Here is a 26,423-nt window from a genome sequence, read left to right as displayed (position 1 = left end):
CTACACAACCGTCGTCTAAGACCCAGGAACCGTCTACTGCTCAGGATGTCATTACCATGCAACACATACTGGAAAAATTATACGGCGCGAACAGCATCAGCCGTCAGGAAAGTCAGGCGCTGTTTGGTGCCATTATTCGCGGTGAACTGGAAGCCAGCCAACTGGCAGCGGCGTTGATTAGTATGAAAGTGCGCGGCGAACATCCCGATGAGATCGCCGGTGCTGCCACGGCTCTGCTGGCCGATGCGCAGCCGTTCCCGCGCCCTGACTATTTATTTGCCGATATCGTCGGCACAGGCGGTGACGGCACCAACAGCATCAATATTTCGACGGCCAGTGCCTTCGTTGCTGCCAGCTGTGGTCTGAAAATCGCCAAGCACGGCAACCGTAGCGTATCCAGCCGTTCCGGTTCCTCTGACTTACTCTCCGCTTTCGGCATTAAGCTGGATATGAGCGCACAGGATTCCCGTCAGGCGCTGGACGACCTGGGCGTGTGTTTCCTGTTTGCTCCGCAATACCATCTGGGCTTCCGTCATGCCATGCCGGTACGTCAGCAGCTCAAAACACGCACCGTCTTCAACGTGCTGGGGCCGTTGGTTAACCCCGCTCGTCCACCGCTGGCGCTGATTGGCGTGTATAGCCCCGAATTGGTTCGCCCTATCGCCGAAACGCTGAAAGTGCTGGGCTACCAGCGTGCCGCGGTTGTACACGGTGGCGGAATGGATGAAGTCGCGATTCATGCACCGACGCAGGTTGCCGAGTTGAACCATGGCGAGATCGAAACCTACGAACTGACGCACCGCGATTTCGGGCTGGATACGCATCCGCTATCGGCATTACAAGGCGGTACGCCAGAAGAAAATCGTGACATTCTCGCGTCACTGCTACAAGGTAAAGGTGAACGCGCGCACGCCGCGGCGGTTGCCGCCAACGTTGCGCTGCTCCTGAGATTATTCGGACAAGAAGATCTGCGCCAAAATGCGCAACAGGCGCTTGAAGTCATTCATAGTGGACAGGCTTATCAGCGCGTTATCGCCCTGTCCGCCAGAGGATAATGGAACCATGCAGGAAACCGTATTACATAAAATTGTGCGTGATAAAGCGCTCTGGGTTGCGGAACGAGAAAAAGCACAGCCGCTGGCCTCTTTTCAGCATGAGATCGTTCCCAGCCAGCGCGACTTTTATCAGGCGCTGAAACAAGATAAGCCCGCCTTTATTCTTGAATGCAAAAAGGCGTCACCGTCGAAGGGATTGATTCGCGATGATTTCGACCCGGTAGCGATAGCTCAGGTCTATAAAGATTACGCGTCTGCTATTTCCGTTTTGACTGACGAAAAGTATTTTCAGGGCGATTTTGCCTTCCTGCCGCAGGTTAGCGCGGCAGTCCATCAGCCGGTGTTGTGCAAAGACTTTATTATTTCGCCCTACCAGATCTATCTGGCACGCTACTATCAGGCCGATGCCATTCTGCTGATGCTATCCGTGCTGGACGACGAGCAATATCAGCAACTGGCCGAAGTGGCGCACAGCCTGAAGCTGGGCGTGTTGACAGAAGTTAGTAATGAAGAAGAGCTGCTGCGGGCCATTCAGCTCGAAGCACGCGTCGTTGGGATCAACAACCGCGACCTGCGCGATCTCTCCATTGACCTCAACCGTACCCGGACGCTCGCACCGCGTCTGCCTGCTGGCGTCACCGTGATCAGCGAATCCGGTATCAACTGCCAGGCACAGATTCGTGAACTCAGCGCTTTTGCTCAGGGCTTCCTGATCGGCAGTTCACTGATGTCTGAACCGGATCTGAACGGCGCGGTACGCCGCGTTATTCTGGGTGAAAACAAGGTCTGCGGCCTGACGCGCGCAGCTGATGCACAGGCCGCCTATCATGCGGGTGCGCTCTACGGCGGTTTAATCTTCGTCGCCAGTTCTCCACGCTATATCGACGCCAAACAAGCGGCCGATGTCATTGAGGGTGCGCCACTGCGTTATGTCGGCGTTTTCCGCAATGCGCCCGTCGCTCATATCGTTGCTATCACGACGCAGTTGGGGTTAGCGGCTGTTCAACTACATGGCGATGAGGATCAACAGACGATCGACCAGCTACGCCAGCAATTACCTGCAACGTGCCAGATTTGGAAAGCACTGAGCATCACGGATGTGCTGCCAGAGCGTAATCTCACTCACGTCGATCGCTACGTGTTTGACAACGGTCAGGGCGGCAGCGGTAAAACCTTCAACTGGTCGCTGCTGGACAATCAGTCACTGGATAACGTGCTGTTAGCCGGTGGACTGAATAGCGATAACTGCGCACTGGCGGCACGGCAAGGTTGCGCAGGACTGGATTTCAATTCCGGGGTGGAAAGCGAACCGGGGAAAAAAGATTCACATAAAATTGCTGCCGTTTTTGCGACGTTACGTCAGCAGCAACACTAAAACAGACGGGAAAATTATGACATTACTCAACCCTTATTTCGGTGAATTCGGCGGACAGTTTGTTCCGCAGATCCTCATCCCGGCGTTGCGCCAGCTGGAAGAGGCTTTCGTCAGCGCACAAAAAGATCCTGAATTTCAGGCTGAATTTACCGATCTGCTGAAAAACTATGCGGGTCGCCCGACAGCATTAACCCTATGCAAAAACCTGACGGCTGGGACGAAAACCAAGCTGTACCTGAAGCGTGAAGATCTGCTGCACGGCGGCGCGCACAAAACGAATCAGGTGCTTGGACAGGCATTGCTGGCTAAGCGCATGGGTAAAAGTGAAATCATCGCTGAAACCGGTGCGGGACAACACGGCGTCGCGACGGCGCTGGCTTGCGCCCTGCTTGGCCTGAAATGCCGCGTTTATATGGGTGCAAAAGACGTTGAGCGTCAGTCGCCGAACGTCTTCCGCATGCGCTTGATGGGTGCAGAAGTGATTCCAGTTCATAGCGGTTCTTCCACGCTGAAAGATGCCTGTAACGAAGCGCTGCGTGACTGGTCTGGCAGCTATGAAACGGCACACTATCTGCTGGGAACGGCGGCAGGTCCGCACCCTTACCCGACTATCGTACGCGAATTCCAACGCATGATTGGCGAAGAGACGAAGGCGCAGATCCTGGAAAAAGAAGGTCGCTTACCGGATGCAGTGCTGGCCTGTGTCGGCGGCGGCTCTAACGCAATTGGCATGTTCGCTGATTTCATCGACGATACTCACGTTCGCCTGATCGGCATTGAGCCGGGCGGCTTAGGCATTGAATCTGGGCAGCACGGTGCGCCGTTAAAACATGGCCGCGTCGGTATTTATTTCGGTATGAAGTCCCCGATGATGCAAACATCTGACGGACAAATTGAAGAGTCCTACTCTATTTCTGCTGGGCTGGATTTCCCATCCGTAGGGCCGCAGCACGCCTACCTGAACAGCATCGGCCGTGCAGACTATGTCTCGATTACCGATGATGAAGCGCTGGATGCCTTCAAAGCGCTCTGCCGCGGTGAAGGTATTATCCCTGCACTGGAATCATCCCATGCGTTGGCGCACGCCTTGAAGATGATCAAAGCGGAGCCGGAGAAAGAGCAACTGCTGGTCGTCAACCTGTCCGGCCGTGGTGATAAAGACATCTTTACCGTGCACGATATTTTGAAAGATCGGGGAGAAATCTAATGGAGCGCTATCAACAGCTGTTTACACGCCTGTCAGAGAAAAAAGAAGGCGCGTTCGTCCCCTTTGTCACGCTAGGCGATCCGTCCCCTGATCAGTCACTGAAGATTATCGATACGTTGATTGCCGCCGGTGCCGATGCGCTAGAGTTGGGTGTCCCCTTCTCTGACCCGCTAGCGGACGGCCCAACCATTCAGGATGCTAACCTGCGCGCCTTTGCCGCAGGCGTCACGCCAGGGCAATGTTTCGAAATGCTGGCGACTATACGTCAGAAATATCCAGAAATTCCGATCGGTCTGCTGATGTATGCCAATCTGGTTTTCAGCAACGGCATTGATGCGTTTTATCAGCGCTGTGCAGAGGTTGGCGTCGATTCAGTTTTAGTAGCGGATGTTCCCGTCGTGGAATCTACCGCTTTCCGTACGGCAGCGCTGCGACACGGCATTGCTCCTATCTTTATCTGCCCACCCAATGCCGATGATGAACTTCTGAGAGAGATCGCCTCTTATGGCCGTGGCTATACCTATCTGGTTTCACGCGCAGGCGTAACCGGGGCAGAAAAGCGTGCTCAGTTGCCGCTGAATCATCTGGTGGCCAAACTGAACGAGTATCATGCTGCTCCACCGCTACAGGGATTTGGCATTTCTGACCCTGCTCAAGTGCGGGAAACCGTAGCGTCAGGTGCCGCGGGTGCCATTTCCGGTTCTGCGATCGTACGTATTATCGAAAAAAATCTGAACCAGCCCGATGTCATGCTGTCAGAGTTACACACCTTTGTGAGTGAAATGAAAGCGGCTACGCGTTCATAACACCTTTCAGGCGCGCGATTTGTATTTCACGCAAGCAATGTCGCGCGCCAAATAGTGTTTCAAATTATTTCTTATTTAATTAGCGAAAAATATATTCAATTATTATTTAATGTCCAATTCATTATAAATGTAAGAATTAATTTCAAATTGAAATAATTATTTACCCCCATTTTAAAGAAATAAATAAAATAACCATTATTTTTTAAACCGCATAAATCCCACCAATAAAATACGAAGAAAATCACATAATTGAGATCATTTGAAATTTTCTCTTTTTAACGATCTTGTTCACATTACTGTAAGAAATAATAAATAGAATGGAACCGCTGAACAAAAGTGGCAGCGCGTTTTTAAATAATAATTCTCTTTGACTTGGGATAATAAAATGAAAGTTAAAATATTGACGATGGTGGTAACCTCCTTAATCAGCTTAAGCTCCATGGCTGTGACGATTGATTATCGTCACGAAATGAAAGATACGGCAAAGAACGATCATAAAGATCGCCTGCTGATATCTAACCGTTTTGATAACGGTTTTGGCCTGTCAATGGAAGCCAAGTGGGGTCAATCTGACAAAGACACTACGCCAAATAAACCGTATAATGAAACCGTCAGTACCGGTACTGAAGTGACCGCCAGTTACCTGTACAAGTTCGATAAAACTTTTGGTTTGGAAGCTGGCTTAAATATGGTTTCCTCTTCAAAAGACAACAACTATCGTCCTTATATCAAAGGTACAGCCAACATCACCGATTCTCTGTACTATGGCTTGCGCTACCGTGCATCCTACCTGCGCAGAAGCGACCAAATCGGTTCAACAAATCCTACTGATATGAAAGGCTACACCATCACCAGTACATTGGGTTACAAACTGCCAGCGAATTTTGTCATTGAATACGAATTTGAATACGACAAGAAAACTAAAGCTGGTTCTGTTGGCTACCTCGCTGACAACGAGAACTATGACATGACCCACGATGTTAAACTGGCTTACAAATTCGACAAAAACTGGACGCCTTACGTTCAAGTCGGTAACGTTTCTGGTAGCAAAACTACTGACGAACGCCAGACTCGCTACCGTGTTGGTGTTCAGTACAGTTTCTAATGGTTAACGCCATTTAGAAAATAGCTTCAATAGTAAATAGTATTTCTTTATTGGTTTGTTATTTCCTGTCTATAAAAACGGCGAAGTATTAACTTCGCCGTTTTTTTATTCTTCTTCGCACAAGATTACGTTCGTAATCAGAAACGATAACCTGCACCAATCATAAACGCCCACGGGTCGAGACGGGTATGCACGCTTTGCTGATCGTTACCGGCTTTAAATTTCACATCGGTATCAATATCCATCCACCACACGGACATATTGAGCAGCCAGTTCTTATCCAGGTTGTAATCCAATCCAGCCTGAGCAGCAATACCCCAGGAGTTTTTCAGGCTCAGATCGCTTAGCCCTGCACTTTTCCCTGTATCATTAAATTTCTCATCGAAGAACAGGGTGTAATTCACACCTACGCCGAGATACGGGCGCAGCGTATCTTCTTTATCACCAAAGTAATATTGTGCCACCAGAGACGGCGGCAAATGTTTCACTTCCGCGATTGTTCCAGTGCTTTGCAAACCGACTTTGTGGTTAAACGGGGTTGCAGCCAGCAATTCAACACCAATGTTATCCGTCACCATGTAGCTGAAGGTCAGACCCAACTGAGTATTGTTATTAACCTGAAACGATCCCAGGCTACCCAGCACATTATCTGAGCTTTCAACGGGACGTACCGTCGTTGCTCCTGCCCGAACAATGAAATCACCCGCTTGATGAGCCTGCGCCAATGCGGGCATTAATGCCGCCGCCAACAATAAGAAAGATGTCTTTTTCATTACCCACTCCATATATAGGGTTTAAATTTCGAGCGAAATATACCCCTAAGTAGGTATTCTTGTTTTAAACCAGATCACATCTTTTAAAAATTCCACGCCCAAATTGAACTGAATCATTTATCACTAACCAATTAAATTTCATGGAATTGATCCAGATCAAAAACCGCATAGCGTCATAAAACACGTCACCGATAACAAGGAGAACGACTATGGGTAGCAATGTCACATTGATCTTGAGTGAAGGGAAAAGCAGCATTGTATCGTTGACGGGGTGCCACAGCGCGGATTAACAGGTTACAATCGCGAGTTAAGTTCTTTCGGTCGATTTATCTTTTTCAAGGAGCCTGCATGCCTATCACGGCTAACACGTTGTACCGTGACACAATGAATTTTACCCGTAACCAGTTCATCAGCATCTTAATGATGTCACTGTTGACGGCATTCATTACTGTCATACTGAATCATGCGTTATCGCCTTCTGGAGACGAGTTACAGATTCTGAGCAGTTCCAGCAGCGATCTGTCATCTTCTGTCGAATCTGGCTTAATGGATTTGATTCAGCAAATGACACCGGAACAACAAACCGTGTTGCTGAAAATGTCAGCGGCAGGCACTTTTGCTGCGTTAGTGGGCAACGTACTGCTGACGGGCGGGGTTCTGATGTTAATCCAGTTGGTTTCTGACGGACAACGCACCAGTGCCCTGCGCGCCATTGGCGCATCCGCACCTTTTTTACTGCGTCTGCTTTTCCTCATCCTGCTGTGCACCCTGCTCATCCAGCTTGGCATGATGCTTCTGGTCATTCCTGGCGTGTTGCTGGCTATTGCGCTGAGTTTATCACCCGTGATTGTCGTCACTGAAAAAAGCGGGATTTTCAGCGCCATCAAAACGAGCACCAAACTGGCCTATGGCAACTTACGTGCCACCGCACCAGCCATCGTGATGTGGCTGCTGGCTAAAATCGCTATTTTGCTGATCGTATCAAAGTTACCGATTTCCTCACCCACGGTGCTCAGCATAGTTCTGAACGGGTTAAGCAATCTGATCTCCGCTATCCTGCTTATTTATCTGTTCCGCCTTTATATGCTGCTGCGCGCTTAATTTCTCGTATTCCGCCTATGTCACTGCTCTGGTGGCATAGGCCTCGCCAAATTCTCGTTCGCTATCTACCCAATCGTAATTTTCTGCAAATTATTACAATATCTCGGGAATGGTGTTCCACAATAAAGGATAATGGCATGCGCTATCGGATAACTCTCGCGGGTTATGATTACGACACTGTTGAGTGATGGATTGACATAATGAAGCAACTTCTTGATTTTATACCGTTGGTCGTTTTTTTTGCGGCCTATAAACTTTATGACATCTATATCGCATCGGGCGCATTGATTGCGGCAACCGCGCTGTCACTGGTGGTTACCTGGGTGGTGTATCGCAAAATAGAGAAAATGACGCTGGTCACCTTTGCGATGGTTGTCGTTTTCGGCTCACTCACGCTGGTGTTCCATAACGATCTGTTCATCAAGTGGAAAGTCACCATCATCTATGCGTTGTTTGCCATTGCCCTGCTGGTTAGCCAGTTTGTCATGAAACAAACACTGATTCAGAAGATGCTGGGTAAAGAGCTCACGTTACCGCAGTCCGTCTGGGGAAAATTGAATCTCGCCTGGGCCATGTTCTTTCTGGTGTGCGGATTGGTTAATATCTATATTGCTTTCTGGCTACCGCAAAGCGTTTGGGTCAATTTTAAAGTCTTTGGTCTGACCGGTGTGACGCTGCTGTTTACGCTGATTTGTGGCATCTATATTTATCGCCACTTACCTAACGACCAAGAGAAATCAGAAGAAGAAAAAAGCGAGCAACAGTAACCGCACTAAACCGAGGCATACACAATGAGCACACAAAACGTGTTACCACAGGGTGAACTGGTTCTCCGTACGCTGGCAATGCCAGCCGATACCAATGCAAATGGCGATATTTTTGGCGGCTGGCTGATGTCGCAAATGGACATGGGCGGTGCGATTTTGGCGAAAGAAATCGCCGAGGGACGTGTCGTTACTGTACGGGTTGATGGAATGTCATTCTTAAAACCTGTTGCCGTGGGCGATGTGGTTTGCTGCTATGCGCGTTGCTTACGCACTGGCCGTAGCTCTATCAACATCAACGTTGAAGTGTGGGTAAAGAAAGTGTCGTCTGAGCCGATTGGTCAGCGCTATCGGGCAACCGAAGCGTTATTCACCTACGTTGCAGTGGATGAAGACGGTCACCCACGCGAGTTGCCAGCAGGGAAAAGCAACTTCACGCCAAGCGAGTAAACTCGGCATCATTTTTGGGCGTAGCTGTAACACTACCTACCCTGAATAATTAACGGATAGGAAGAACTAACGAAAACGGGGCGTCATCTTTAGCTGATGACGCCCCGTTTCTTTTTTTGTCCTGACGTGAATTATTCGACGGCTGCACCGCCATCAATTTTAAAGACGATGGTCACAACCAGATCTTTACCCGGTTTGCCTGCTTCGTAACGCCATTTGCGCATCGCCTGTTTAATGTCGCGCTCAAACATATTGCGCGGTTCGGCAGAAAGCACGCGAACGTTATCAACGCGTCCAGAGTCGTCCACATCAAACTGCATTTTCACTCGACCTTCAACACGCAAAGAGAACGCGCGTGCAGGATACTGTGGCTGTGCGCGGCTCAGCGGGCGCGGCCCACTTGACTGTGAACTTGCTGCGGGCGCAGGCGCCTGCTTCACTGGCGCATTATTGATATTGCGCGTCGGCTCTTCGCTGGTAAACGGCGAAGGCGGCTGTTTTTCAACGGTTGGCTCCCGCTTAACCGGCTTCGGCTGCTCAACCTTCTTCACGGGCTTAGGTTCCGGTTTAGGTTTCGGCGGCTTGGGCTTAGGCTCGGGTAATGGTATAGGAACCGGCTGCGGCACTGGCTCCGGTTCTGGAATCGGCTCCGGCTCAGGTTCTGGTTGCTTAACTGGCTCTGGTTCAGGCGCAGATTTGGCAGCGGGTGCCGCTTCATAGGCCGCAGGGTTAACCATCACAACGCTGATAGGCTTAGATTCCTGCGGTAATTCGATTGAATTATTAAACGATGCGTACAGCAAACCTGCAATCAGTGAACCGTGAAAACCAACTGAAAGTATGAATGGCCATGAGTAACGGCGGGTTAAAAAAAACTTTTTTTGCGGCATAGTCTGTCTTTATCCTCTTATGCCGCCCAAGTTTAAATGCAAATAGCAATCATATTCAATAACAACGCATGGAATTGTAAAAAAAACAGAAACCGTGGGGGGATTAGTCTGGCAAATCAACCTATTGTCCTCGAACAACATCACGTATGATGATAAAAACACGTTTTTCTTACCCGATAGCGTTTGGCCGCTGGGGATCTCTACCCGGTATCCCAAACGAGAAAGGGTATCTTCCTAACCAGTGAGGTCGCTATGCTCTATGTCATTTATGCTGAAGATAATGTTGATTCATTAGCAAAACGCCTGTCGGTAAGACCAGACCACCTTGCCCGTTTACAGACATTACGCGATCAGGGTCGACTGATTACCGCAGGCCCGTTACCCGCTATCGACAGCGAAGATCCCGGTCAGGCTGGTTTTAGCGGTTCCGTGATTATCGCTGAATTCGCGTCGTTGGGCGAAGCAACAGAATGGGCCGACGCCGATCCCTATATCACAGCCGGTGTCTATCAACACGTCAGCGTGAAACCTTATAAAAAAGTGTTTTAAGAGTCACACTCTAAATAATTCGAGTTTCAGTAAGGCGGCAAGAGAAGGAATCCCGATGAGCTTACTCAGGTAAGTGATTCGGGTGAGTGACAAATCAGCCAGAGGCAGATTTGAACGCTGCTTGCAGCGACCCCAACGGGGCGAGGTCCACGTGAGTGAGCCGAGTAGCGCAGCCAACGTACATGCAACTTGAAGTATGACGAGTATATTGATACAGGTCATGATTGGAGGGGAAAATCATGGCCTCTTACCTCCCTGTCAAAAGCTGAAATATTTTAGTCATTTAACAGTGATAGTTTGACCGCTATTCATCTATAGAGGGTCGACAATCATGTTAATGCCTGCGATTTTGCGAAACGGAGTTGCTACTATCCGCCGCCGTCATCGCCTCAGTATTCTCTCCGGATTGTTATTGATCATTGGGTTATTTTCTTTATTACAATTGGTTTCCGTCGGCATCATTTCTCAAACGATGACGCAGGTTCGGCAAGATATTTCTGCTAACGAGAGCCTGCGCCAGCAACAAGCGTTAATGGATAAAGCGCGGATGGAAGTGATGAATGCCAGCGACAAACTGAATCGCGCTGGCATTTATCTGTTGGTAGACAAAGAAACCGGGTCTGAAGGCAGCTGGCATAGTCTGATGGATGAGGCGGAGGTGTCTCTAAAACAGGCAAAAGAACATTATCAGTTACTGGAAACCACCACGACGGCGGAAGCCGACACAACAGCATTTGTCGATCTGAAAAAGAGTTACAACCAGCTTTATTCTGGGCTTGTCGAGCTGGCTGAGGGAATAAAAACCACCAATCAGATTGATATTTTCTTTGCTGTCCCAGTTCAGGCCTATCAAAGTGATTTTACTCAGAAGTATTCACACTATCTGCAAGATACCGATGCGCTGCAAAAGCAACATGGACAACAATTTTTATCCTCACTCGATCAAGCGAAAACCATTTTCATCACGGTGTTAGGGCTCTTACTGGCGATCGCCATTGCCGTCTGGGTTGGCGTTAATCAGGTCATTATTCGTCCGCTCACGCACATTATTGCTCATTTAAAACTGATCGCCGCAGGCGACCTTTCCCATTCGGTCAACACAGAGACACGCGGAACTCGGGAAGTTGAACAGCTCAACACCAGCGTCATCCAAATGCAGGAAGGTCTGGTGACCTTGGTTAATCAGGTTCGTCAGGGCGTTGATCACATGGTGACGCAGGTCGATCGCGTGGCTGAGGATAACCATCGACTTTCCGAGCAGGCGAATCGTCAATCCCACGAACTTAAAGTGACGACTGAACACGTGATTCAGCTTAGCCACCATCTCGAGCAAAACACGCAACATACCCAGCAGGCTAATTTGCACGCGGAAGACACCAGCAAAATCGCCGCGCAGGGTGAGACGATGATGAATGACGTCAAGGCGGCGATGTCGGATATTGCAGGCAGAACACGCGAAATGACGGAAGCGATTGGGATGATTGAGAACGTGGCATTCCAGACACATATCTTGTCATTGAATGCCGCAATTGAAGCAGCGCGAGCTGGGACGATGGGACGAGGCTTCGCCGTTGTTGCCCGTGAAGTCGGCACGCTGGCTTCGCAAAGCAGCCATTCTGCACAAAGTATTAATGTGCTGATTCGTGATTCAGACAACAGCGTTACCGCCGGAACACGGCTGGTGAACAAACTGAATGACAGCTTGCAGAATATCATCCAGACGGCGAAAGGCACTGGCACGTTCCTGAGTGAAATCTCAGAAATATCGCACCAGCAGAATGAAAGCATTCATGAAGTGACCGCTCGGCTCAGCACGCTGAACGACACCGTCAGAGAAAACGCAGGACAGGTTGAAGCCTCCGCACACACCTTCTCCTCACTGTTGGAGCAAACGGAACGCTTAAATACCTCGGTGTCGCTGTTTATTCTGCCCTCGACAGAGGCTGATGTGAACCCGATGATTGACCAGAGAGAAATAACGCAGCGCATTCCCGTGATGGGATAAGCGGAATAAGATCCGTTATGTGATAAAAAATAGCGACCATACTTCGGGTCGCTATTTTCCTCACTGGTTTACCACTCGTAGGCTACCGCATAGAGTAATGCCCGCCGTTGATGCTTCTGCTGCAAGTAACGGGCAGAGCGAATATGGCGGTAAGTACGCGATTGCGCCTCCAACCAGCGACTTCTTCTACGCTGGACCTGACGCAACATCCGCCAGCGGCCCACTTCATTCCGACTGCGTTTCATTATGCGACTCTTGTTAATCCACTCGCGCTGGGCATTATATACCCCTAATGCGTGACCACAATCGGTGAATCACCCTCTCCGTCATTCTCTTCTTATCCAATTACGCTATTTTATTCAGAGGAAAGGCATTTCCCCTTTTATAAATCTATGCGTACACTTTGTTAATTCTTTGCAAAAGGGAACTGTGCTGCTTTTATGTCGACATTTTATACCGTAATAAGTTGGTTACTGGTTTTTAGCTACTGGTTGCTGATCGCAGGTGTGACCTTACGTATTCTGATGAAACGTCGGGCAGTGCCTTCAGCGATGGCCTGGCTACTGGTGATTTATATTCTGCCACTTGTCGGCATTATCGCTTATCTTTCATTTGGCGAACTCCATCTCGGCAAACGTCGGGCTGAGCGCGCCAGCAAAATGTGGCCATCAACGGCAAAATGGCTACGTGAATTAAAGGAATATCGCCGTATTTTCGCGACGGAAAACAGTGAAGTCGCCAGCGCGTTATTCCAGCTCTGTGAACGCCGACAAGGGGTTGGCGGCGTCAAAGGCAATCAGTTGCAGTTGATGACCACGTTTGATGACACGATTAAGGCGCTATTACGTGACATTGAACTCGCGCGTAATAACATCGAAATGGTGTTCTATATCTGGCAGCCCGGCGGGTTGGTTGAGCAAGTCACCTCTTCTCTTATCTCGGCCGCACGACGCGGTGTACATTGCCGCATCCTGCTGGATTCGGCTGGCAGCGTTCAATTCTTCCGTCAACATCATCCTGAGCTGATGCGCACCGCAGGGATAGAAGTAGTCGAAGCCCTGAAAGTGAATCTATTTCGTGCTTTCCTGCGCCGCATGGATTTGCGACAACACCGTAAAATTATCCTGATCGACAGCCGTATTGCTTATACCGGCAGCATGAATATGGTTGATCCCCGTCTCTTCAAACAGGATGCTGGCGTTGGGCAATGGATTGACCTGATGGCACGTATTGAAGGCCCAGTAGCGACCACGCTAGGCATTATTTACTGCTGCGACTGGGAAATGGAAACCGGCAAACGCCTGCTTCCGCCGCCGCCTGATGTTAACGTCATGCCGTTCGAACAGGAGAGCGGTCACACCATTCAGGTTATTGCCTCCGGCCCCGGTTACCCGGAAGAAATGATTCATCAGGCGCTGCTGACGTCCGTCTATTCGGCGCGCAAGCAGTTGATCATGACGACTCCCTACTTCGTGCCCAGCGACGATCTGCTACATGCCATCTGTACCGCCGCCCAGCGCGGCGTTGATGTCAGCATTATTGTTCCACACAAGAACGACTCCGTGTTGGTCGGCTGGGCCAGCCGTGCGTTCTTCACGGAACTGCTGGCCGCAGGTGTGAAAATTTACCAATTCAAGGACGGACTGCTGCACACGAAAAGCGTGTTGGTTGATGGACAGCTCAGTCTGGTCGGTACGGTGAATCTGGATATGCGCAGCCTGTGGCTGAATTTTGAAATCACGCTGGTGATTGACGATGCCGGATTCGGCACCGATTTGGCCTGCGTGCAGGAAGACTATATCGCCCGTTCACGCCTGTTAAACGCGACGCAGTGGCAAAATCGCCCTTATTGGCAACGTATCGTCGAGCGGCTGTTCTACTTTTTCAGCCCCCTGCTGTAAATACGTGTTTTCCCGTGTTCTAATAAGGCCATTGGGAATTAACAGGAATCGCTTTATGGATTTGAATAACCGCCTGACCGAAGACGAAGCATTGGAACAGGCCTACGACATTTTCTTGGAACTCGCTGCTGACAACCTCGATCCGGCAGATATTCTGCTGTTCAACCTGCAATTCGAAGAGCGCGGCGGTGCTGAGTTATTCGACCCCGCTGAAGACTGGGCGGAGCACGTTGATTTCGACCTGAATCCGGATTTCTTCGCTGAAGTCGTGATTGGGTTGGCCGAACAAGACGGTGAAGAAATTACCGATATTTTTGCCCGCGTACTGATTTGCCGAGAAAAAGACCACAAGCTTTGCCACATTCTGTGGAAAGAATAAGCCCTGTTAAAAGAATAAGTTATCTCGCCTAAACGCAAGGCGTCTCCCGCAGGAGACGCCTTTTTTACATGAATAACCGATAAAACCCGTTACTGTGCTTCCGCTTCCGAGACCGGTAGCAGCGCTTGCGGATCGACTTTCAGACACGAAACCGCGTGTGTAAAGCTCCCTTCCAGCAATGGCCGCGTTTTCGAGCACTCAGGGCCGACTACGGGACAACGAGTGCAAAATACGCAACCTGATGGCGGATTGATCGGTGACGGCAAATCCCCCTCCAGCAGTTGTATCTTCTTGTTGCGTTCCTGATCGGGATCGGGAATCGGTACAGCAGACATCAGCGCGCGGGTATACGGATGCTGTGGGTTTTGATAGACCTGATCGTACGTTCCCAGCTCTACCGCATGACCCAGATACATGACCAACACACGGTCGGAAATGTGCTTCACTACCGATAAGTCATGAGCGATGAAAATCAGCGACAGGTGCATTTCACGCTGTAGCTGACGCAGCAGGTTCACTACCTGTGCCTGAATTGATACGTCCAGTGCAGAAACCGGCTCATCACAGATAATCAGCTTCGGCTCCAGAATCAGTGCCCGCGCGATCCCAATACGCTGACACTGTCCGCCAGAGAATTCATGTGGATAGCGGTTGATCAGGCTCGGCAGCAGTCCAACCTTCAACATCATCGTTTTAACGCGATCTTTCACCGTCTGTCGATCAAGCTCTGGATGATAAACTTTCAACGGCTCGGCAATAATTTCGCCGATATTCATACGCGGATTCAGCGACGCCAGCGGATCCTGAAATATCATCTGAATATCGCTACGCGCTGCGCGCCATTCGGCGGCGCTCATCCCTAGCAGATCTTTCCCCAGCCACGTGACTCGCCCGTCGGTCGCTTTTACCAGCCCGATAATGGCACGTGCCAGCGTAGACTTGCCGCAGCCTGATTCCCCTACCACGCCCAGCGTTTCACCTTCATACAAACGCAGCGTCACACCATCGACCGCTTTCAGTTTTTTCGGCGGCTGCCAGAACCACTGCTTATCATCTCTGACATCAAAGTGGACTTTCAGATCGTCCACTTCTAACAACACCTTTTTCTCGTCCGCGTTGTTCATACCACCTCCTCAATCGCTCTAAAGCAGGCGCGCAAGCGGCCATCACCAAAAGATTCCAGCGCAGGTGCGCTATGGCAGACATCCATTGAATACGGGCAGCGCGGTTGGAACGGACATCCTTTCGGCAAGCGTAATAAGTTAGGCGGGTTACCCGGAATAGTCGCCAACACCTCATCTTCCGCATCCAGACGCGGTACGGCATTAAGCAGGCCGACGGAATACGGATGGCTCGGATGATAAAAGACATCGCGTGCAACGCCATATTCCATCGTGCGCCCTGCGTACATCACCAATACTTTGTCACAAATACCGGCAACCACGCCCAGGTCATGCGTGATCATAATAATAGCGGTATTAAACTCGCGCTTCAGCTCGTTCAGCAGCGTCATAATCTGCGCCTGAACCGTTACATCCAATGCTGTTGTCGGTTCATCGGCAATCAGCAATTTCGGCCGACACAGCAGCGCCATCGCAATCATCACGCGCTGACGCATCCCACCGGAAAATTCATGCGGGTACATCTTCATACGCTTACGCGCTTCCGGCATTTTGACCGCATCCAGCATTTTGACCGACTCTTCAAACGCTTCGCTTTTGCTCAGACGTTTGTGCAGCATCAGCACTTCCATCAGTTGTTCACCGACGCGCATGTAAGGGTTCAGCGAAGTCATCGGATCCTGGAAGATCATACTGATTTCTTCAGCACGCAGCTTGTTCAGCTGGTTTTCAGGTAAATTGAGGATCTCTCTGCCACGAAAACGCGCCGATCCGCCAATACGGCCATTGCGGGCCAGCAGCCCCATCAACGCAAATGCTGTTTGTGATTTACCGGAACCAGACTCACCGACAATCCCCAGAGTTTCACCAGCATTGAGCGTGAAGTTCAGGTCATTAACCGCCGTCACGTCTCCATCCTGTGTTTTAAACGTTACCCGTAGATCCTGAACATGTAGCAGCGCGTCTTGCGCGCCCGTTAAATCAATCTTGCTCATGTTAATGCTCCTCAGCGATCTTTCGGGTCGAGGGCATCACGCAGGCCATCGCCGATAAAGTTAAAACAAAACAACGTGACAACAAGAAACGCCGCCGGATAGAACAGTAACCATGGCGACACTTCCATTGAGTTCGCCCCATCATTCAGCAAGGCACCCCAGCTGCTTAACGGCTCCTGCGTTCCCAGCCCCAGGAAGCTCAGGAAGGACTCAAACAGAATCATGCTTGGCACCAGCAAAGAGGCATAAACCACTACGACACCGAGCACGTTAGGAACAATGTGGCGCAGCACGATACCGCGCGTGGAGACACCGGAAACCATCGCCGCTTCAATAAACTCTTTACGTTTCAGGCTCAGTGTCTGGCCGCGCACGATACGCGCCATATCTAGCCAAGACACCATGCCGATGGCCACGAAGATCAACAGCATGTTTTGCCCGAAGAACGTGACCAGCAGAATGACGAAGAACATGAACGGGAACGAGTTGAGGATCTCCAGTAGACGCATCATCACTGAATCCACTTTTCCGCCCAAATAACCGGACATCGCGCCATACAGCGTTCCAACGACCACGGCAACCAGCGCTGCCGCGACACCCACCATCAGCGAGACGCGGCCACCAATGGCAACGCGGACCAACAAATCACGACCGGAGGAGTCTGTACCAAAATAGTGTCCAGACGTCATATCCGGCGCGGCTGACATCATTCCCCAGTCCGTATCGGCATAGTCAAATGCAGACAGCAGAGGTGCAAAAATCACAAACACAGTAATCACAGCCAAAACAAACAGACTGGCCAGCGCAGCACGGTTATGGATAAAGCGCAGGCGCGCATCCTGCCACAAACTACGGCCTTCAATCTCAGCCTGCTCGGTGAAGTTCTCTAACGCTTCAACGTTTTTTCGATTCCAAAACATAACGCCTCCAATTAATAGCGAATTTTCGGATCGATAACAGCGTAGAGCACGTCAATGATCGCATTAAATAAAATGGTTAAGCCGCCGACCAAAATCGTCAAGCTCAGTACCAGTGAATAGTCGCGGTTCAGCGCGCCGTTCACGAACAATTGCCCAATACCGGGTAAACCAAAAATGGTTTCAATGACCATTGAGCCGGTAATAATCCCTACAAACGCGGGTCCCATATAGGAAAGCACGGGCAGCAACGCAGGCTTTAACGCGTGGCGCAGAACGATGCGGCGCATCGGTAACCCTTTGGCGCGCGCGGTGCGGATAAAGTTAGAGTGCAAAACCTCGATCATAGATCCTCGGGTAATACGCGCGATACTGGCGATATAAGACAAAGATAGCGCCACCATCGGTAAAATCATGTATTTGGGTGCCCCGCCGTTCCAACCACCGCCGGGCAGCCAACGCAGCGTAATGGCAAAAATCAGCACCAATAACGGCGCGACGACAAAGCTGGGAATAACCACCCCCGTCATGGCAAACCCCATCACGGTATAATCCCATTTCGTATTTTGATTCAGTGCGGCGATCACGCCCGCACTCACACCAAAAACAATGGCGAGAATGAATGCCGCGAACCCTAACTTTGCAGAAACAGGGAAAGACGTCGCGACCAGATCGTTCACGGAATAGTCTTTGTATTTAAAAGAGGGGCCGAAATCACCCTGCACCAATTGCAGTAAGTAGTTACCGTACTGCGTGAGTATTGGATCGTTCAGATGATATTTAGCTTCAATATTCGCCATCACTTCCGGCGGTAAATTACGCTCGCCGGTAAACGGGCTGCCGGGTGCCAATCGCATCATGAAGAACGAGATGGTGATCAGAATAAATAACGTTGGTATCGCCTCTAAACAGCGGCGAAAAATAAATTTTAACATTGCTCGTACCTATAAAAGGCTGGCAGCACAGCTGCGTGCGCCAGCCATTATTATTAGTGCTTGATGATATAAAGATCTTTCACGTAAACATTATCCTGAGGATCGTTACCCGTTAATCCACCAACATAAGGTTTCACCAGTCGGGTATTCGCATAGTAATAGACCGGTATGGTGACAGCGTCTTTATCCAGCTGTGATTCCGCCTGCTGGTAAACCGCAGCGCGCTCCTCGTCAGTTTTCACCTGCAAGGATTTCGCCACCAGTGCATCAAACTCTTTGCTCTTATAGTGCGAGGTGTTACTGCTGCTGTCGGACAGCATGCTGTTCAGGAAGGTTGAAGGTTCGTTATAGTCCGCACACCATCCGGCACGAGCTACATCATAGGTTCCCTGATGACGGGTGCTGAGGAAGGTTTTCCATTCCTGGTTTTCCAGTTTAACGTCCACACCGATATTCTGTTTCCAGATAGAAGCGGCGGCGATCGCCATTTTCTTATGCAGATCGGACGTGTTGTACAGCAGGCTCAGCGTCAGCGGTTTTTCTGCGGTATAGCCCGCTTCGGCCAACAGTTTTTTCGCTTCTTCATTACGTTTGGTCTGTGACCAGGTAAACCACTCAGGTACAGCGGCTTTCAGGCCATCGATATACGGTGGTACAAAACCATAAGCAGGAATATCGCCCTGATTCTTCACTTTGTTGGTCAGGATATCCTGACTCAGGCCCAGACGCAGCGCAGTACGTACGCGTACATCATTAAACGGCGGCTTCTGGTTGTTAACTTCGTAGTAGTAGGTACACAGGTACGGGTTAACCTTCACTTCATCCGGGATTTCTTTCTTCAGTTTTTGGAAGAGTTCGATTGGCAGGTTGTTGTACGTCATGTCGATTTCACCGCTGCGGTAGCGGTTGACGTCCGTCACTTCAGACGCAATCGGCAGATAGGAGACCTGATTAATCACAGTATGGGCGTTGTCCCAATATTGCGGGTTACGCTCCAGTACCATTTTTTCATTCACCACCCAACTTTTCAGTTTGTAGGCACCATTGCCGACCCAGTTTTGCGGCTGTGTCCATTTTTCGCCGAACTTTTCGACAACAGTTTTATTGATTGGAGACATTGCGACGTAAACAGGCAGCTTATAGAAGTAAGGTACGGCTTCTGACAGCGTGACCTCAAACGTATGGTCGTCGATCGCTTTCACACCCAGCGTATCTGGGGATTTTTTGCCAGCGATGATGTCATCGATATTCAGCAAATGACCATATTGCAGGTAGCTGGCGTAAGGCGATGCCGTTTTTGGATCAGCCAGACGCTGCCAGCTGTAAACGAAATCTTGCGCGGTAACGGGCTCACCGTTGGACCATTTGGCATCTTTGCGCAGGTGGAATGTCCACACTTTAAAATCTTTGTTATCCCAGCTTTCCGCTACACCAGGGCTGGTTTTGCCGTTAACGTCAGAAATGACCAACCCTTCCAGCAAATCGCGCGACACGTTAGATTCCGGCACACCTTCAATTTTATGCGGGTCAAGAGAGGAAACTTCAGCGCCGTTGTTACGAACCAATTCTTGTTTGTCTGCTAACTGAACGCCTGCGGGAACGGTCGCGGCGAAGGCAGAAACAGCCATCGTGCTACTTAATGCCGCGATAATAGCGGCAGCTACTCTTTTTTTAGTTGTGATGTGTGTCATTATTTTCTCCTGTAATGTTGTCGTGTTAGTTATCCCAGCACGATTCCTGAATTAGAGTCCTGTGAGAAAACGATTAATCGATTCGACTCACGACCCATTCCCACAGAGTAGGAATGGGTAACCAGAGATTAAACACCAAATTAATCGCTGCTCGCTCACTTCATTTGCATCAAACCGTAAATAGCTGCGGATTAATGCTTAATGATATAGAGATCCTTCACCCGTACATTGTCCAACGGATCTTTGCCGGTAATGCCACCGACATACGGTTTTATCAGCCTGGCGTTCGCATAGTAATAGACCGGTACAATGGCCGCATCGTTATCTAACTGCGATTCTGCCTGCTGATAAACTTGTGCACGTTCATCGTCCGTTTTCGCCTGAACAGCCTGCTCCATCAGCTTGTCGAACGCCGGGCTCTTATAATGCGCCGTGTTGTTACTGCTATCTGACAGCATACTATTCAGGAACGACGTCGGTTCGTTATAGTCCGCACACCATCCCGCACGCGCGACATCATAATTGCCTTGATGACGTGTGCTGAGATAGGTTTTCCACTCCTGATTTTCTAACTTCGCGTCGACGCCCAGATTCTGTTTCCAGATCGATACCGCCGCAATCGCCATTTTTTTATGCAAATCAGACGAGTTATAAAGCAAATTAAACGTCAACGGCTTCTCTGCGGTATAACCCGCTTCCGCCAGCAGTTTTTTCGCTTCTTCATTACGTTTCGCCTGTGGCCAGGTAAACCACTCTGGCGTATGCGCTTTCAGGCCATCAGTAAAGGGTGGAATATAGCCATAGGCAGGAATGTCGCCCTGATTTTTAACTTTATTGGTCAATATGTCCTGATCAAGCCCCATGCGCAGAGCTGTACGTACCCGTACATCGTTAAATGGCGGTTTCTGGTTATTGATTTCGTAATAATACGTGCAGAGATAGGGGTTGATGTTAACTTCTTGTGGGATTTCTTTTTTTAGCTTCTGAAAAAGCTCGATGGGTAATTTATTATTGGTGACATCAATTTCCCCCGCACGGTAACGGTTAACATCCGTAACTTCAGAAGAAATCGGCAGGTAGGTGACCTGATTAATCACGCTCTTGGCGTTATCCCAATATTGGGTGTTACGCTCCAGCACAAGCCGTTCATTCACTACCCAGGATTTAAGACGGTAGGCGCCGTTCCCTACCCAGTTTTCCGGCTGGGTCCATTTATCACCAAACTTCTCCACTGCCGCTTTATTTACCGGAGACATGGATGAGTGATTCAGTAATTTATAAAAATAAGGGATCGGCTCGCTTAAGGTGACTTCCAACGTATGGTCATCGAGCGCTTTTACGCCCAGCGTATCGGGAGATTTCTTGCTGGCAATAATGTCATCGATATTCAACAGATGACCATATTGCAAATAGCTGGCATAAGGGGAAACGGTTTTCGGATCGGCCAGACGCTGCCAGCTATAAACGAAATCCTGTGCGGTAACGGGTTCGCCATTTGACCACTTGGCATCTTTACGTAAATGGAACGTCCAAACTTTAAAATCACTGCTTTCCCAACGCTCAGCCACACCGGGAATCGGGTGTCCATCAGGATCGGAAATCACCAATCCTTCATATAAATCGCGCGCGACGTTGGATTCCGGTACGCCTTCTATTTTATGTGGATCCAGTGATGACACCTCGGCGCCATTGTTTCTCACCAAAACCTGTTCTTTCGCCAGCTCAACATCGGCAGGTACATTAGCAGCTTGAACATTCACGCATGACGCCATCACTGCTGCGGCAATCATACTGGTAACAAAGCATCGTTTTGTTTTGCAAATTTTCACTTTATAAACGCCCCTGTCTGATACAACGCCATACCGGACTCTATGCGTAAAATTGCCGTCACATAGAGCAGAAAAGAACGCCTATTATCCAAATAAATCATAAAATTAATTTATGGGTGAATAACGAATAACAGGTCGACACTCGAAGCTATCAAAAGCGGACACATTCGCCAATATTTTTACATTGATGTTGCTTAATTTTCTTTACTACAGGCGGGTAGATGTTTTATTGCAATAGCGTGATACAAACATTAACCCCATGATAATCAATGTCTTTTATCTTATTTTGCAAGTATTTTTTAAATATTCAGCAATTTATAGATTTTGAACAAAAAAACATCGTAGTGGGTTTCATCATTTTCACAGCACAAAAATGATGACGCATGCTTACCTATCCGCGTCATTATCTGAACGAAATGTTATTATTTTAACAATTCCATTACTAACCATACACGCTTTATGGTCCCCAACCTCCCAGCGATAGGCGGCACGTAAAATAACTAACCCGATTAAGATATAAGCAATATTTATACGAACACGTTTTATACGACGGGTTGTCTCTATTATACGAACAGGCTGAGCTCGGAATTGACGCCGACAATTATCGGCATCACCGCCGTCGATTCTACCTTCCCGCTCCGTTGTGAGTAGAAAAGCGCCCGTCTTTACTCAATGAATGATATTGATTATCAACACTATCATGCTGAATGGTGTCAGCTTAAAGAAAATTCGATATTGATCACAAAAAAGGCACCCACAAATAGGTATGCTCATTCCATACCGTAGTGAACGCGTAAATCCTCTTAATTTTGACCTATTTTCAAAACAATATTTCAAAAATTTACGATATCGGCGGTTACAGTATTTTAAAAAGTAGAAATCGCGCCATAACGGCGTCTGACAAGCTCTTTGAGTCAATTAACGTGAGGTCGGCAGGAAAGAATAGCTTGGTAACGGAAACGTACCCCGCTCGTTTATCTATACTGTTCTATCCGGCGAACAATTGACTGAAAGAGTTTAACATTTATCAGGAGAGCATTATGGCCGTAACCAACGTTGCTGAACTTAACGCACTGGTCGAAAGAGTAAGAAAGGCACAGCAGGAATTTGCCACTTACAGTCAGGAACAGGTGGATAAGATCTTCCGTGCTGCCGCACTCGCGGCATCGGATGCCCGTATCCCGCTAGCAAAAATGGCAGTTGCTGAATCCGGTATGGGGATCGTCGAAGATAAAGTCATCAAAAACCACTTCGCATCCGAATACATTTATAACGCCTATCAGGATGAAAAAACCTGTGGCGTCCTCTCTACTGATGACACTTTCGGTACCATTACGATTGCAGAGCCTATTGGCCTGATTTGCGGTATTGTTCCCACCACCAACCCCACTTCTACCGCGATTTTTAAAGCGCTGATCAGCCTGAAGACCCGTAACGGGATCATCTTCTCTCCTCATCCACGAGCAAAAAACGCGACCAATAAAGCCGCAGACATTGTTCTGCAAGCCGCGATTGCCGCAGGTGCCCCGAAAGATATCATCGGCTGGATCGATCAACCGTCCGTCGATTTATCCAACCAGCTTATGCACCACCCGGATATCAACCTGATTCTGGCTACCGGCGGACCGGGTATGGTGAAAGCGGCATACAGTTCAGGTAAACCAGCGATCGGCGTAGGTGCCGGTAACACCCCCGTTGTTATTGACGAAACGGCGGATATTAAGCGTGCCGTTGCCTCTATCCTGATGTCGAAAACCTTCGATAACGGCGTCATTTGTGCATCAGAGCAGTCAGTCATCGTGGTAGACAGCGTCTATGATGCCGTGCGTGAGCGTTTTGCTACCCACGGCGGCTACATGCTGAAAGGCAAAGAACTTCATGCCGTACAAAGCATTCTGCTGAAAAACGGTTCACTGAATGCCGACATTGTTGGCCAACCAGCACCGAAGATCGCCGAAATGGCAGGCATCACCGTCCCTGCAAACACCAAAGTGCTGATCGGTGAAGTGACGGCAGTCGATGAATCCGAACCGTTTGCCCATGAAAAACTGTCTCCAACGCTGGCAATGTACCGAGCGAAAGACTTCAATGATGCCGTCATTAAAGCGGAAAAGCTGGTCGCAATGGGTGGCATCGGTCACACATCGTGTCTGTACACCGATCAAGACAATCAGCCAGAGCGCGTGAATCATTTCGGTAATATGATGAAAACGGCGCGTATCCTGATTAACACACCGGCGTCTCAAGGTGGTATCGGCGATCTCTACAACTTCAAACTCGCTCCGTCTCTGACGCTGGGCTGTGGCTCATGGGGCGGAAACTCCATCTCCGAAAACGTCGGTCCGAAGCACTTGATCAACAAGAAAACGGTAGCCAAGCGAGCAGAGAATATGTTGTGGCATAAACTTCCTAAATCCATTTACTTCCGTCGTGGCTCACTGCCTATCGCACTTGAAGAAGTCGCATCCGATGGCGCAAAACGCGCATTTATCGTGACGGATCGCTTCCTGTTCAATAACGGGTATGTCGATCAGGTAACTTCCGTATTGAAACAGCACGGACTGGAAACCGAAGTTTTCTTTGAAGTTGAAGCGGATCCAACACTGAGCATCGTACGCAAAGGCGCGGAACAAATGCACTCCTTCAAGCCTGATGTGATTATTGCGCTGGGTGGCGGTTCTCCAATGGATGCCGCGAAGATCATGTGGGTGATGTATGAACACCCTACAACACACTTCGAAGAGCTGGCACTACGCTTTATGGATATCCGTAAACGTATCTATAAATTCCCGAAAATGGGCGTCAAAGCCAAAATGGTGGCGATTACCACCACATCCGGTACCGGTTCCGAAGTCACGCCGTTTGCCGTCGTGACCGACGATGCAACGGGGCAGAAATATCCGTTGGCGGACTATGCGCTGACGCCGGATATGGCGATTGTTGATGCCAATCTGGTAATGAACATGCCGAAATCACTGTGTGCGTTTGGTGGACTCGATGCCGTAACACACTCACTGGAAGCCTATGTTTCCGTGCTGGCAAATGAATATTCAGACGGACAGGCGTTACAAGCGCTGAAGCTGCTGAAGGAAAATCTGCCAGACAGCTACCGTGACGGTGCGAAAAACCCGGTTGCCCGTGAGCGCGTGCATAACGCTGCGACGATTGCAGGTATCGCGTTTGCCAACGCATTCCTCGGCGTCTGCCACTCAATGGCGCATAAACTGGGCTCGGAGTTCCATATTCCGCATGGCCTGGCTAACGCCCTGCTGATCTCTAACGTGATTCGCTATAACGCGAACGACAACCCGACCAAACAGACGACATTCAGCCAGTATGACCGTCCGCAAGCGCGTCGCCGTTATGCAGAGATAGCTGACCATCTGCGTTTGACTGCGCCTAGCGACCGGACTGCACAGAAAATCGAGAAATTACTGAACTGGTTGGAAGAAATTAAGACCGAGTTGGGGATCCCAACGTCCATTCGTGAAGCGGGCGTACAGGAAGCCGATTTCCTGGCCAAGGTTGATAAGCTGTCAGAAGATGCATTCGACGATCAGTGTACTGGCGCTAACCCACGCTACCCGCTGATTTCCGAGCTGAAACAGATTCTGCTGGATACTTACTATGGACGTAAGTTCTCTGAAGAGGTAAAAGCGGAAGCCGTTGAACCTGTAGCAAAAGCCGCCAAAACTGGCAAGAAAGCCGCACATTAAGGTGTAAGCCGTTACGGCCTCATCGTTTAGTCCACTACAAATGCCCAACGCTTTTAAGGTTGGGCATTTTTATTACACGCGCAGGTCTCAATGCACCGTTTATTAATCATCCCGCAAGCCGGATATTTAACCGCCTTACACGCTTTCCTTACGGGTTAATCCCAACGCAATTTTATAATGCTTACGACACACAGAAACATAACTCTCATTGCCACCAATAACGACCTGCTCTCCTTCGTGGACGGCATTACCCTGCGCATCTAACCGCAATACACAGTTGGCTTTACGGCCGCAATGACAGACCGTTTTTAACTCAATCAGCTTATCAGCCCACGCTAATAAATAGTGACTCCCGGAAAACAAGTCACCACGAAAATCAGTACGCAACCCGTAACACAATACCGGGATATCTAATTGGTCCACGACATCGGAAAGCTCGTTCACCTGCTCGCGGGTTAAAAATTGACATTCGTCAATTAATACACAATCTACGGGCTGAGTGCGGTGCTCTTTCTCCAGCAGTTCAAATAAGGATGTCTGCGGATTAAACAATAATGCTGGGGAAGAAAGACCGATCCGTGAACTTACTATCCCTACTCCATGCCGATTATCTATTTCTGCGGTGAACACCAGCGTGCGCATCCCGCGTTCCTGGTAGTTATATGACGACTGCAATAGCGCCGTCGATTTCCCTGCATTCATTGCAGAATAATAAAAATAAAGTTGGGCCACTCAGCTACTCCAAACACAGGCTATATGATCGTCGTGTCGTAAAAACTTATTGTAACAACTCGTCTTCATGCTGTGCAATGGGCTATTCCCCGACCATATCTTGTCCATACGGCCGCCACTGGCTAAC

General features: G+C 49.4%; 23 protein-coding genes. 13 read left to right on the top strand and 10 right to left on the bottom strand.

What is annotated here, in order from left to right:
• The first annotated feature begins 56 nt into the window (after nt 1-56).
• From trpD to A0G03_RS01245, 5 genes are all read left to right on the top strand, one after another.
• Nucleotides 57-1,055, top strand: coding sequence for an anthranilate phosphoribosyltransferase (gene trpD / locus A0G03_RS01265; protein WP_011093855.1), 999 nt, complete (start codon nt 57-59; stop codon nt 1,053-1,055).
• A 7-nt stretch (nt 1,056-1,062) separates the two neighbouring features.
• On the top strand, nt 1,063-2,430 hold the full coding sequence (gene trpCF / locus A0G03_RS01260) for a bifunctional indole-3-glycerol-phosphate synthase TrpC/phosphoribosylanthranilate isomerase TrpF (RefSeq protein ID WP_011093856.1): 1,368 nt from the start codon (nt 1,063-1,065) through the stop codon (nt 2,428-2,430).
• 13 nt (nt 2,431-2,443) lie between these two features.
• Entirely contained in the window at nt 2,444-3,637 is a 1,194-nt protein-coding gene (gene trpB, locus A0G03_RS01255; RefSeq protein WP_173361630.1) for a tryptophan synthase subunit beta, read from the top strand.
• Nucleotides 3,637-4,443 (top strand): tryptophan synthase subunit alpha, encoded by an 807-nt coding sequence (trpA, locus tag A0G03_RS01250; RefSeq protein WP_048260156.1) that lies wholly within the window; start codon nt 3,637-3,639, stop codon nt 4,441-4,443. The genes trpB and trpA overlap by 1 nt, the downstream gene beginning before the upstream one ends.
• Nucleotides 4,444-4,828: 385 nt before the next feature.
• Complete coding sequence (locus A0G03_RS01245; protein WP_048260159.1) at nt 4,829-5,548, top strand: oligogalacturonate-specific porin KdgM family protein; 720 nt, start codon at nt 4,829-4,831, stop codon at nt 5,546-5,548.
• 137 nt (nt 5,549-5,685) lie between these two features.
• On the opposite strand, the gene ompW is transcribed toward A0G03_RS01245, so the two are convergent.
• On the bottom strand, nt 5,686-6,321 hold the full coding sequence (gene ompW / locus A0G03_RS01240) for an outer membrane protein OmpW (protein WP_048260161.1): 636 nt from the start codon (nt 6,319-6,321) through the stop codon (nt 5,686-5,688).
• A 348-nt stretch (nt 6,322-6,669) separates the two neighbouring features.
• On the opposite strand from ompW, the gene A0G03_RS01230 reads away from it, so the two are divergent.
• The 3 genes from A0G03_RS01230 (at nt 6,670) to yciA (ending at nt 8,636) form a co-directional block, all read left to right on the top strand.
• A complete protein-coding gene (locus A0G03_RS01230) occupies nt 6,670-7,422 on the top strand; it encodes a YciC family protein (RefSeq protein WP_048260162.1) in 753 nt (250 codons plus the stop codon).
• Between the two features lie 200 nt (nt 7,423-7,622).
• A complete protein-coding gene (locus tag A0G03_RS01225) occupies nt 7,623-8,189 on the top strand; it encodes a septation protein A (protein WP_048260165.1) in 567 nt (188 codons plus the stop codon).
• A gap of 24 nt (nt 8,190-8,213) precedes the next feature.
• Entirely contained in the window at nt 8,214-8,636 is a 423-nt protein-coding gene (yciA, locus tag A0G03_RS01220) for an acyl-CoA thioester hydrolase YciA (RefSeq protein ID WP_048260167.1), read from the top strand.
• Nucleotides 8,637-8,767: 131 nt separating this feature from the next.
• Here yciA and tonB read toward each other — a convergent pair whose 3' ends face one another.
• The gene (tonB, locus tag A0G03_RS01215; protein ID WP_048260170.1) at nt 8,768-9,526 is read right to left on the bottom strand and encodes a TonB system transport protein TonB; all 759 of its coding nucleotides are present in this window, start codon (nt 9,524-9,526) and stop codon (nt 8,768-8,770) included.
• 252 nt (nt 9,527-9,778) lie between these two features.
• Here tonB and A0G03_RS01210 point away from each other — a divergent pair, with 252 nt between their 5' ends.
• Complete coding sequence (locus A0G03_RS01210) at nt 9,779-10,075, top strand: YciI family protein (protein WP_048260172.1); 297 nt, start codon at nt 9,779-9,781, stop codon at nt 10,073-10,075.
• Between the two features lie 331 nt (nt 10,076-10,406).
• Nucleotides 10,407-12,080: a Tar ligand binding domain-containing protein gene (locus A0G03_RS01200; protein ID WP_048260173.1), complete on the top strand. Its 1,674-nt coding sequence runs from the start codon at nt 10,407-10,409 to the stop codon at nt 12,078-12,080.
• A gap of 68 nt (nt 12,081-12,148) precedes the next feature.
• Here A0G03_RS01200 and A0G03_RS21720 read toward each other — a convergent pair whose 3' ends face one another.
• Nucleotides 12,149-12,325 (bottom strand): YciY family protein, encoded by a 177-nt coding sequence (locus tag A0G03_RS21720; RefSeq protein WP_005968698.1) that lies wholly within the window; start codon nt 12,323-12,325, stop codon nt 12,149-12,151.
• Between the two features lie 195 nt (nt 12,326-12,520).
• Between A0G03_RS21720 and cls the strand changes: the two genes are divergently transcribed.
• On the top strand, nt 12,521-13,981 hold the full coding sequence (gene cls / locus A0G03_RS01195) for a cardiolipin synthase (protein ID WP_048260174.1): 1,461 nt from the start codon (nt 12,521-12,523) through the stop codon (nt 13,979-13,981).
• 55 nt (nt 13,982-14,036) lie between these two features.
• Nucleotides 14,037-14,360, top strand: coding sequence for an HI1450 family dsDNA-mimic protein (locus A0G03_RS01190; protein WP_005968702.1), 324 nt, complete (start codon nt 14,037-14,039; stop codon nt 14,358-14,360).
• Nucleotides 14,361-14,449: 89 nt separating this feature from the next.
• Here the strand turns inward: A0G03_RS01190 and oppF are convergent, their stop codons facing one another.
• The 6 genes from oppF to oppA (A0G03_RS01160) all read right to left on the bottom strand — a co-directional run bounded on the left by oppF (nt 14,450) and on the right by oppA (A0G03_RS01160) (nt 21,848).
• Entirely contained in the window at nt 14,450-15,484 is a 1,035-nt protein-coding gene (gene oppF, locus A0G03_RS01185) for a murein tripeptide/oligopeptide ABC transporter ATP binding protein OppF (protein ID WP_048260175.1), read from the bottom strand.
• Nucleotides 15,481-16,476 (bottom strand): ABC transporter ATP-binding protein, encoded by a 996-nt coding sequence (gene oppD, locus A0G03_RS01180; RefSeq protein ID WP_048260178.1) that lies wholly within the window; start codon nt 16,474-16,476, stop codon nt 15,481-15,483. Before oppD ends, oppF begins: the two co-directional genes overlap by 4 nt.
• Before the next feature lie 11 nt (nt 16,477-16,487).
• On the bottom strand, nt 16,488-17,396 hold the full coding sequence (gene oppC, locus A0G03_RS01175) for an oligopeptide ABC transporter permease OppC (protein ID WP_011093879.1): 909 nt from the start codon (nt 17,394-17,396) through the stop codon (nt 16,488-16,490).
• An 11-nt stretch (nt 17,397-17,407) separates the two neighbouring features.
• On the bottom strand, nt 17,408-18,328 hold the full coding sequence (oppB, locus tag A0G03_RS01170) for an oligopeptide ABC transporter permease OppB (RefSeq protein ID WP_048260180.1): 921 nt from the start codon (nt 18,326-18,328) through the stop codon (nt 17,408-17,410).
• A 53-nt stretch (nt 18,329-18,381) separates the two neighbouring features.
• Nucleotides 18,382-20,019: an oligopeptide ABC transporter substrate-binding protein OppA gene (oppA, locus tag A0G03_RS01165; RefSeq protein ID WP_048260182.1), complete on the bottom strand. Its 1,638-nt coding sequence runs from the start codon at nt 20,017-20,019 to the stop codon at nt 18,382-18,384.
• A gap of 191 nt (nt 20,020-20,210) precedes the next feature.
• On the bottom strand, nt 20,211-21,848 hold the full coding sequence (gene oppA / locus A0G03_RS01160; protein ID WP_072062029.1) for an oligopeptide ABC transporter substrate-binding protein OppA: 1,638 nt from the start codon (nt 21,846-21,848) through the stop codon (nt 20,211-20,213).
• A gap of 1,040 nt (nt 21,849-22,888) precedes the next feature.
• Between oppA (A0G03_RS01160) and adhE the strand changes: the two genes are divergently transcribed.
• Nucleotides 22,889-25,564: a bifunctional acetaldehyde-CoA/alcohol dehydrogenase gene (adhE, locus tag A0G03_RS01155; RefSeq protein ID WP_048260187.1), complete on the top strand. Its 2,676-nt coding sequence runs from the start codon at nt 22,889-22,891 to the stop codon at nt 25,562-25,564.
• A gap of 135 nt (nt 25,565-25,699) precedes the next feature.
• Here adhE and A0G03_RS01150 read toward each other — a convergent pair whose 3' ends face one another.
• Nucleotides 25,700-26,296: a thymidine kinase gene (locus A0G03_RS01150; RefSeq protein ID WP_048260188.1), complete on the bottom strand. Its 597-nt coding sequence runs from the start codon at nt 26,294-26,296 to the stop codon at nt 25,700-25,702.
• Nucleotides 26,297-26,423: the final 127 nt, after the last annotated feature.

This window comes from Pectobacterium peruviense (assembly GCF_002847345.1).
GTDB classification, from domain to species: Bacteria; Pseudomonadota; Gammaproteobacteria; order Enterobacterales; family Enterobacteriaceae; genus Pectobacterium; species Pectobacterium peruviense.
The sequence above is the reverse complement of the archived record's forward strand: the minus strand, read 5'-3'. Positions and strand labels throughout refer to the sequence as shown.

Excerpts from the sequence above, each read along its gene's own strand:
- trpD (WP_011093855.1), top strand. The coding sequence starts at position 57 with ATGCAACACATACTGGAAAAATTATACGGCGCGAACAGCATCAGCCGT.
- trpCF (WP_011093856.1), top strand. The coding sequence starts at position 1,063 with ATGCAGGAAACCGTATTACATAAAATTGTGCGTGATAAAGCGCTCTGG.
- trpA (WP_048260156.1), top strand. The coding sequence starts at position 3,637 with ATGGAGCGCTATCAACAGCTGTTTACACGCCTGTCAGAGAAAAAAGAA.
- A0G03_RS01245 (WP_048260159.1), top strand. The coding sequence starts at position 4,829 with ATGAAAGTTAAAATATTGACGATGGTGGTAACCTCCTTAATCAGCTTA.
- ompW (WP_048260161.1), bottom strand. The coding sequence starts at position 6,321 with ATGAAAAAGACATCTTTCTTATTGTTGGCGGCGGCATTAATGCCCGCA.
- A0G03_RS01230 (WP_048260162.1), top strand. The coding sequence starts at position 6,670 with ATGCCTATCACGGCTAACACGTTGTACCGTGACACAATGAATTTTACC.
- A0G03_RS01225 (WP_048260165.1), top strand. The coding sequence starts at position 7,623 with ATGAAGCAACTTCTTGATTTTATACCGTTGGTCGTTTTTTTTGCGGCC.
- yciA (WP_048260167.1), top strand. The coding sequence starts at position 8,214 with ATGAGCACACAAAACGTGTTACCACAGGGTGAACTGGTTCTCCGTACG.
- tonB (WP_048260170.1), bottom strand. The coding sequence starts at position 9,526 with ATGCCGCAAAAAAAGTTTTTTTTAACCCGCCGTTACTCATGGCCATTC.
- A0G03_RS01210 (WP_048260172.1), top strand. The coding sequence starts at position 9,779 with ATGCTCTATGTCATTTATGCTGAAGATAATGTTGATTCATTAGCAAAA.
- A0G03_RS01200 (WP_048260173.1), top strand. The coding sequence starts at position 10,407 with ATGTTAATGCCTGCGATTTTGCGAAACGGAGTTGCTACTATCCGCCGC.
- A0G03_RS21720 (WP_005968698.1), bottom strand. The coding sequence starts at position 12,325 with ATGAAACGCAGTCGGAATGAAGTGGGCCGCTGGCGGATGTTGCGTCAG.
- cls (WP_048260174.1), top strand. The coding sequence starts at position 12,521 with ATGTCGACATTTTATACCGTAATAAGTTGGTTACTGGTTTTTAGCTAC.
- A0G03_RS01190 (WP_005968702.1), top strand. The coding sequence starts at position 14,037 with ATGGATTTGAATAACCGCCTGACCGAAGACGAAGCATTGGAACAGGCC.
- oppF (WP_048260175.1), bottom strand. The coding sequence starts at position 15,484 with ATGAACAACGCGGACGAGAAAAAGGTGTTGTTAGAAGTGGACGATCTG.
- oppD (WP_048260178.1), bottom strand. The coding sequence starts at position 16,476 with ATGAGCAAGATTGATTTAACGGGCGCGCAAGACGCGCTGCTACATGTT.
- oppC (WP_011093879.1), bottom strand. The coding sequence starts at position 17,396 with ATGTTTTGGAATCGAAAAAACGTTGAAGCGTTAGAGAACTTCACCGAG.
- oppB (WP_048260180.1), bottom strand. The coding sequence starts at position 18,328 with ATGTTAAAATTTATTTTTCGCCGCTGTTTAGAGGCGATACCAACGTTA.
- oppA (WP_048260182.1), bottom strand. The coding sequence starts at position 20,019 with ATGACACACATCACAACTAAAAAAAGAGTAGCTGCCGCTATTATCGCG.
- adhE (WP_048260187.1), top strand. The coding sequence starts at position 22,889 with ATGGCCGTAACCAACGTTGCTGAACTTAACGCACTGGTCGAAAGAGTA.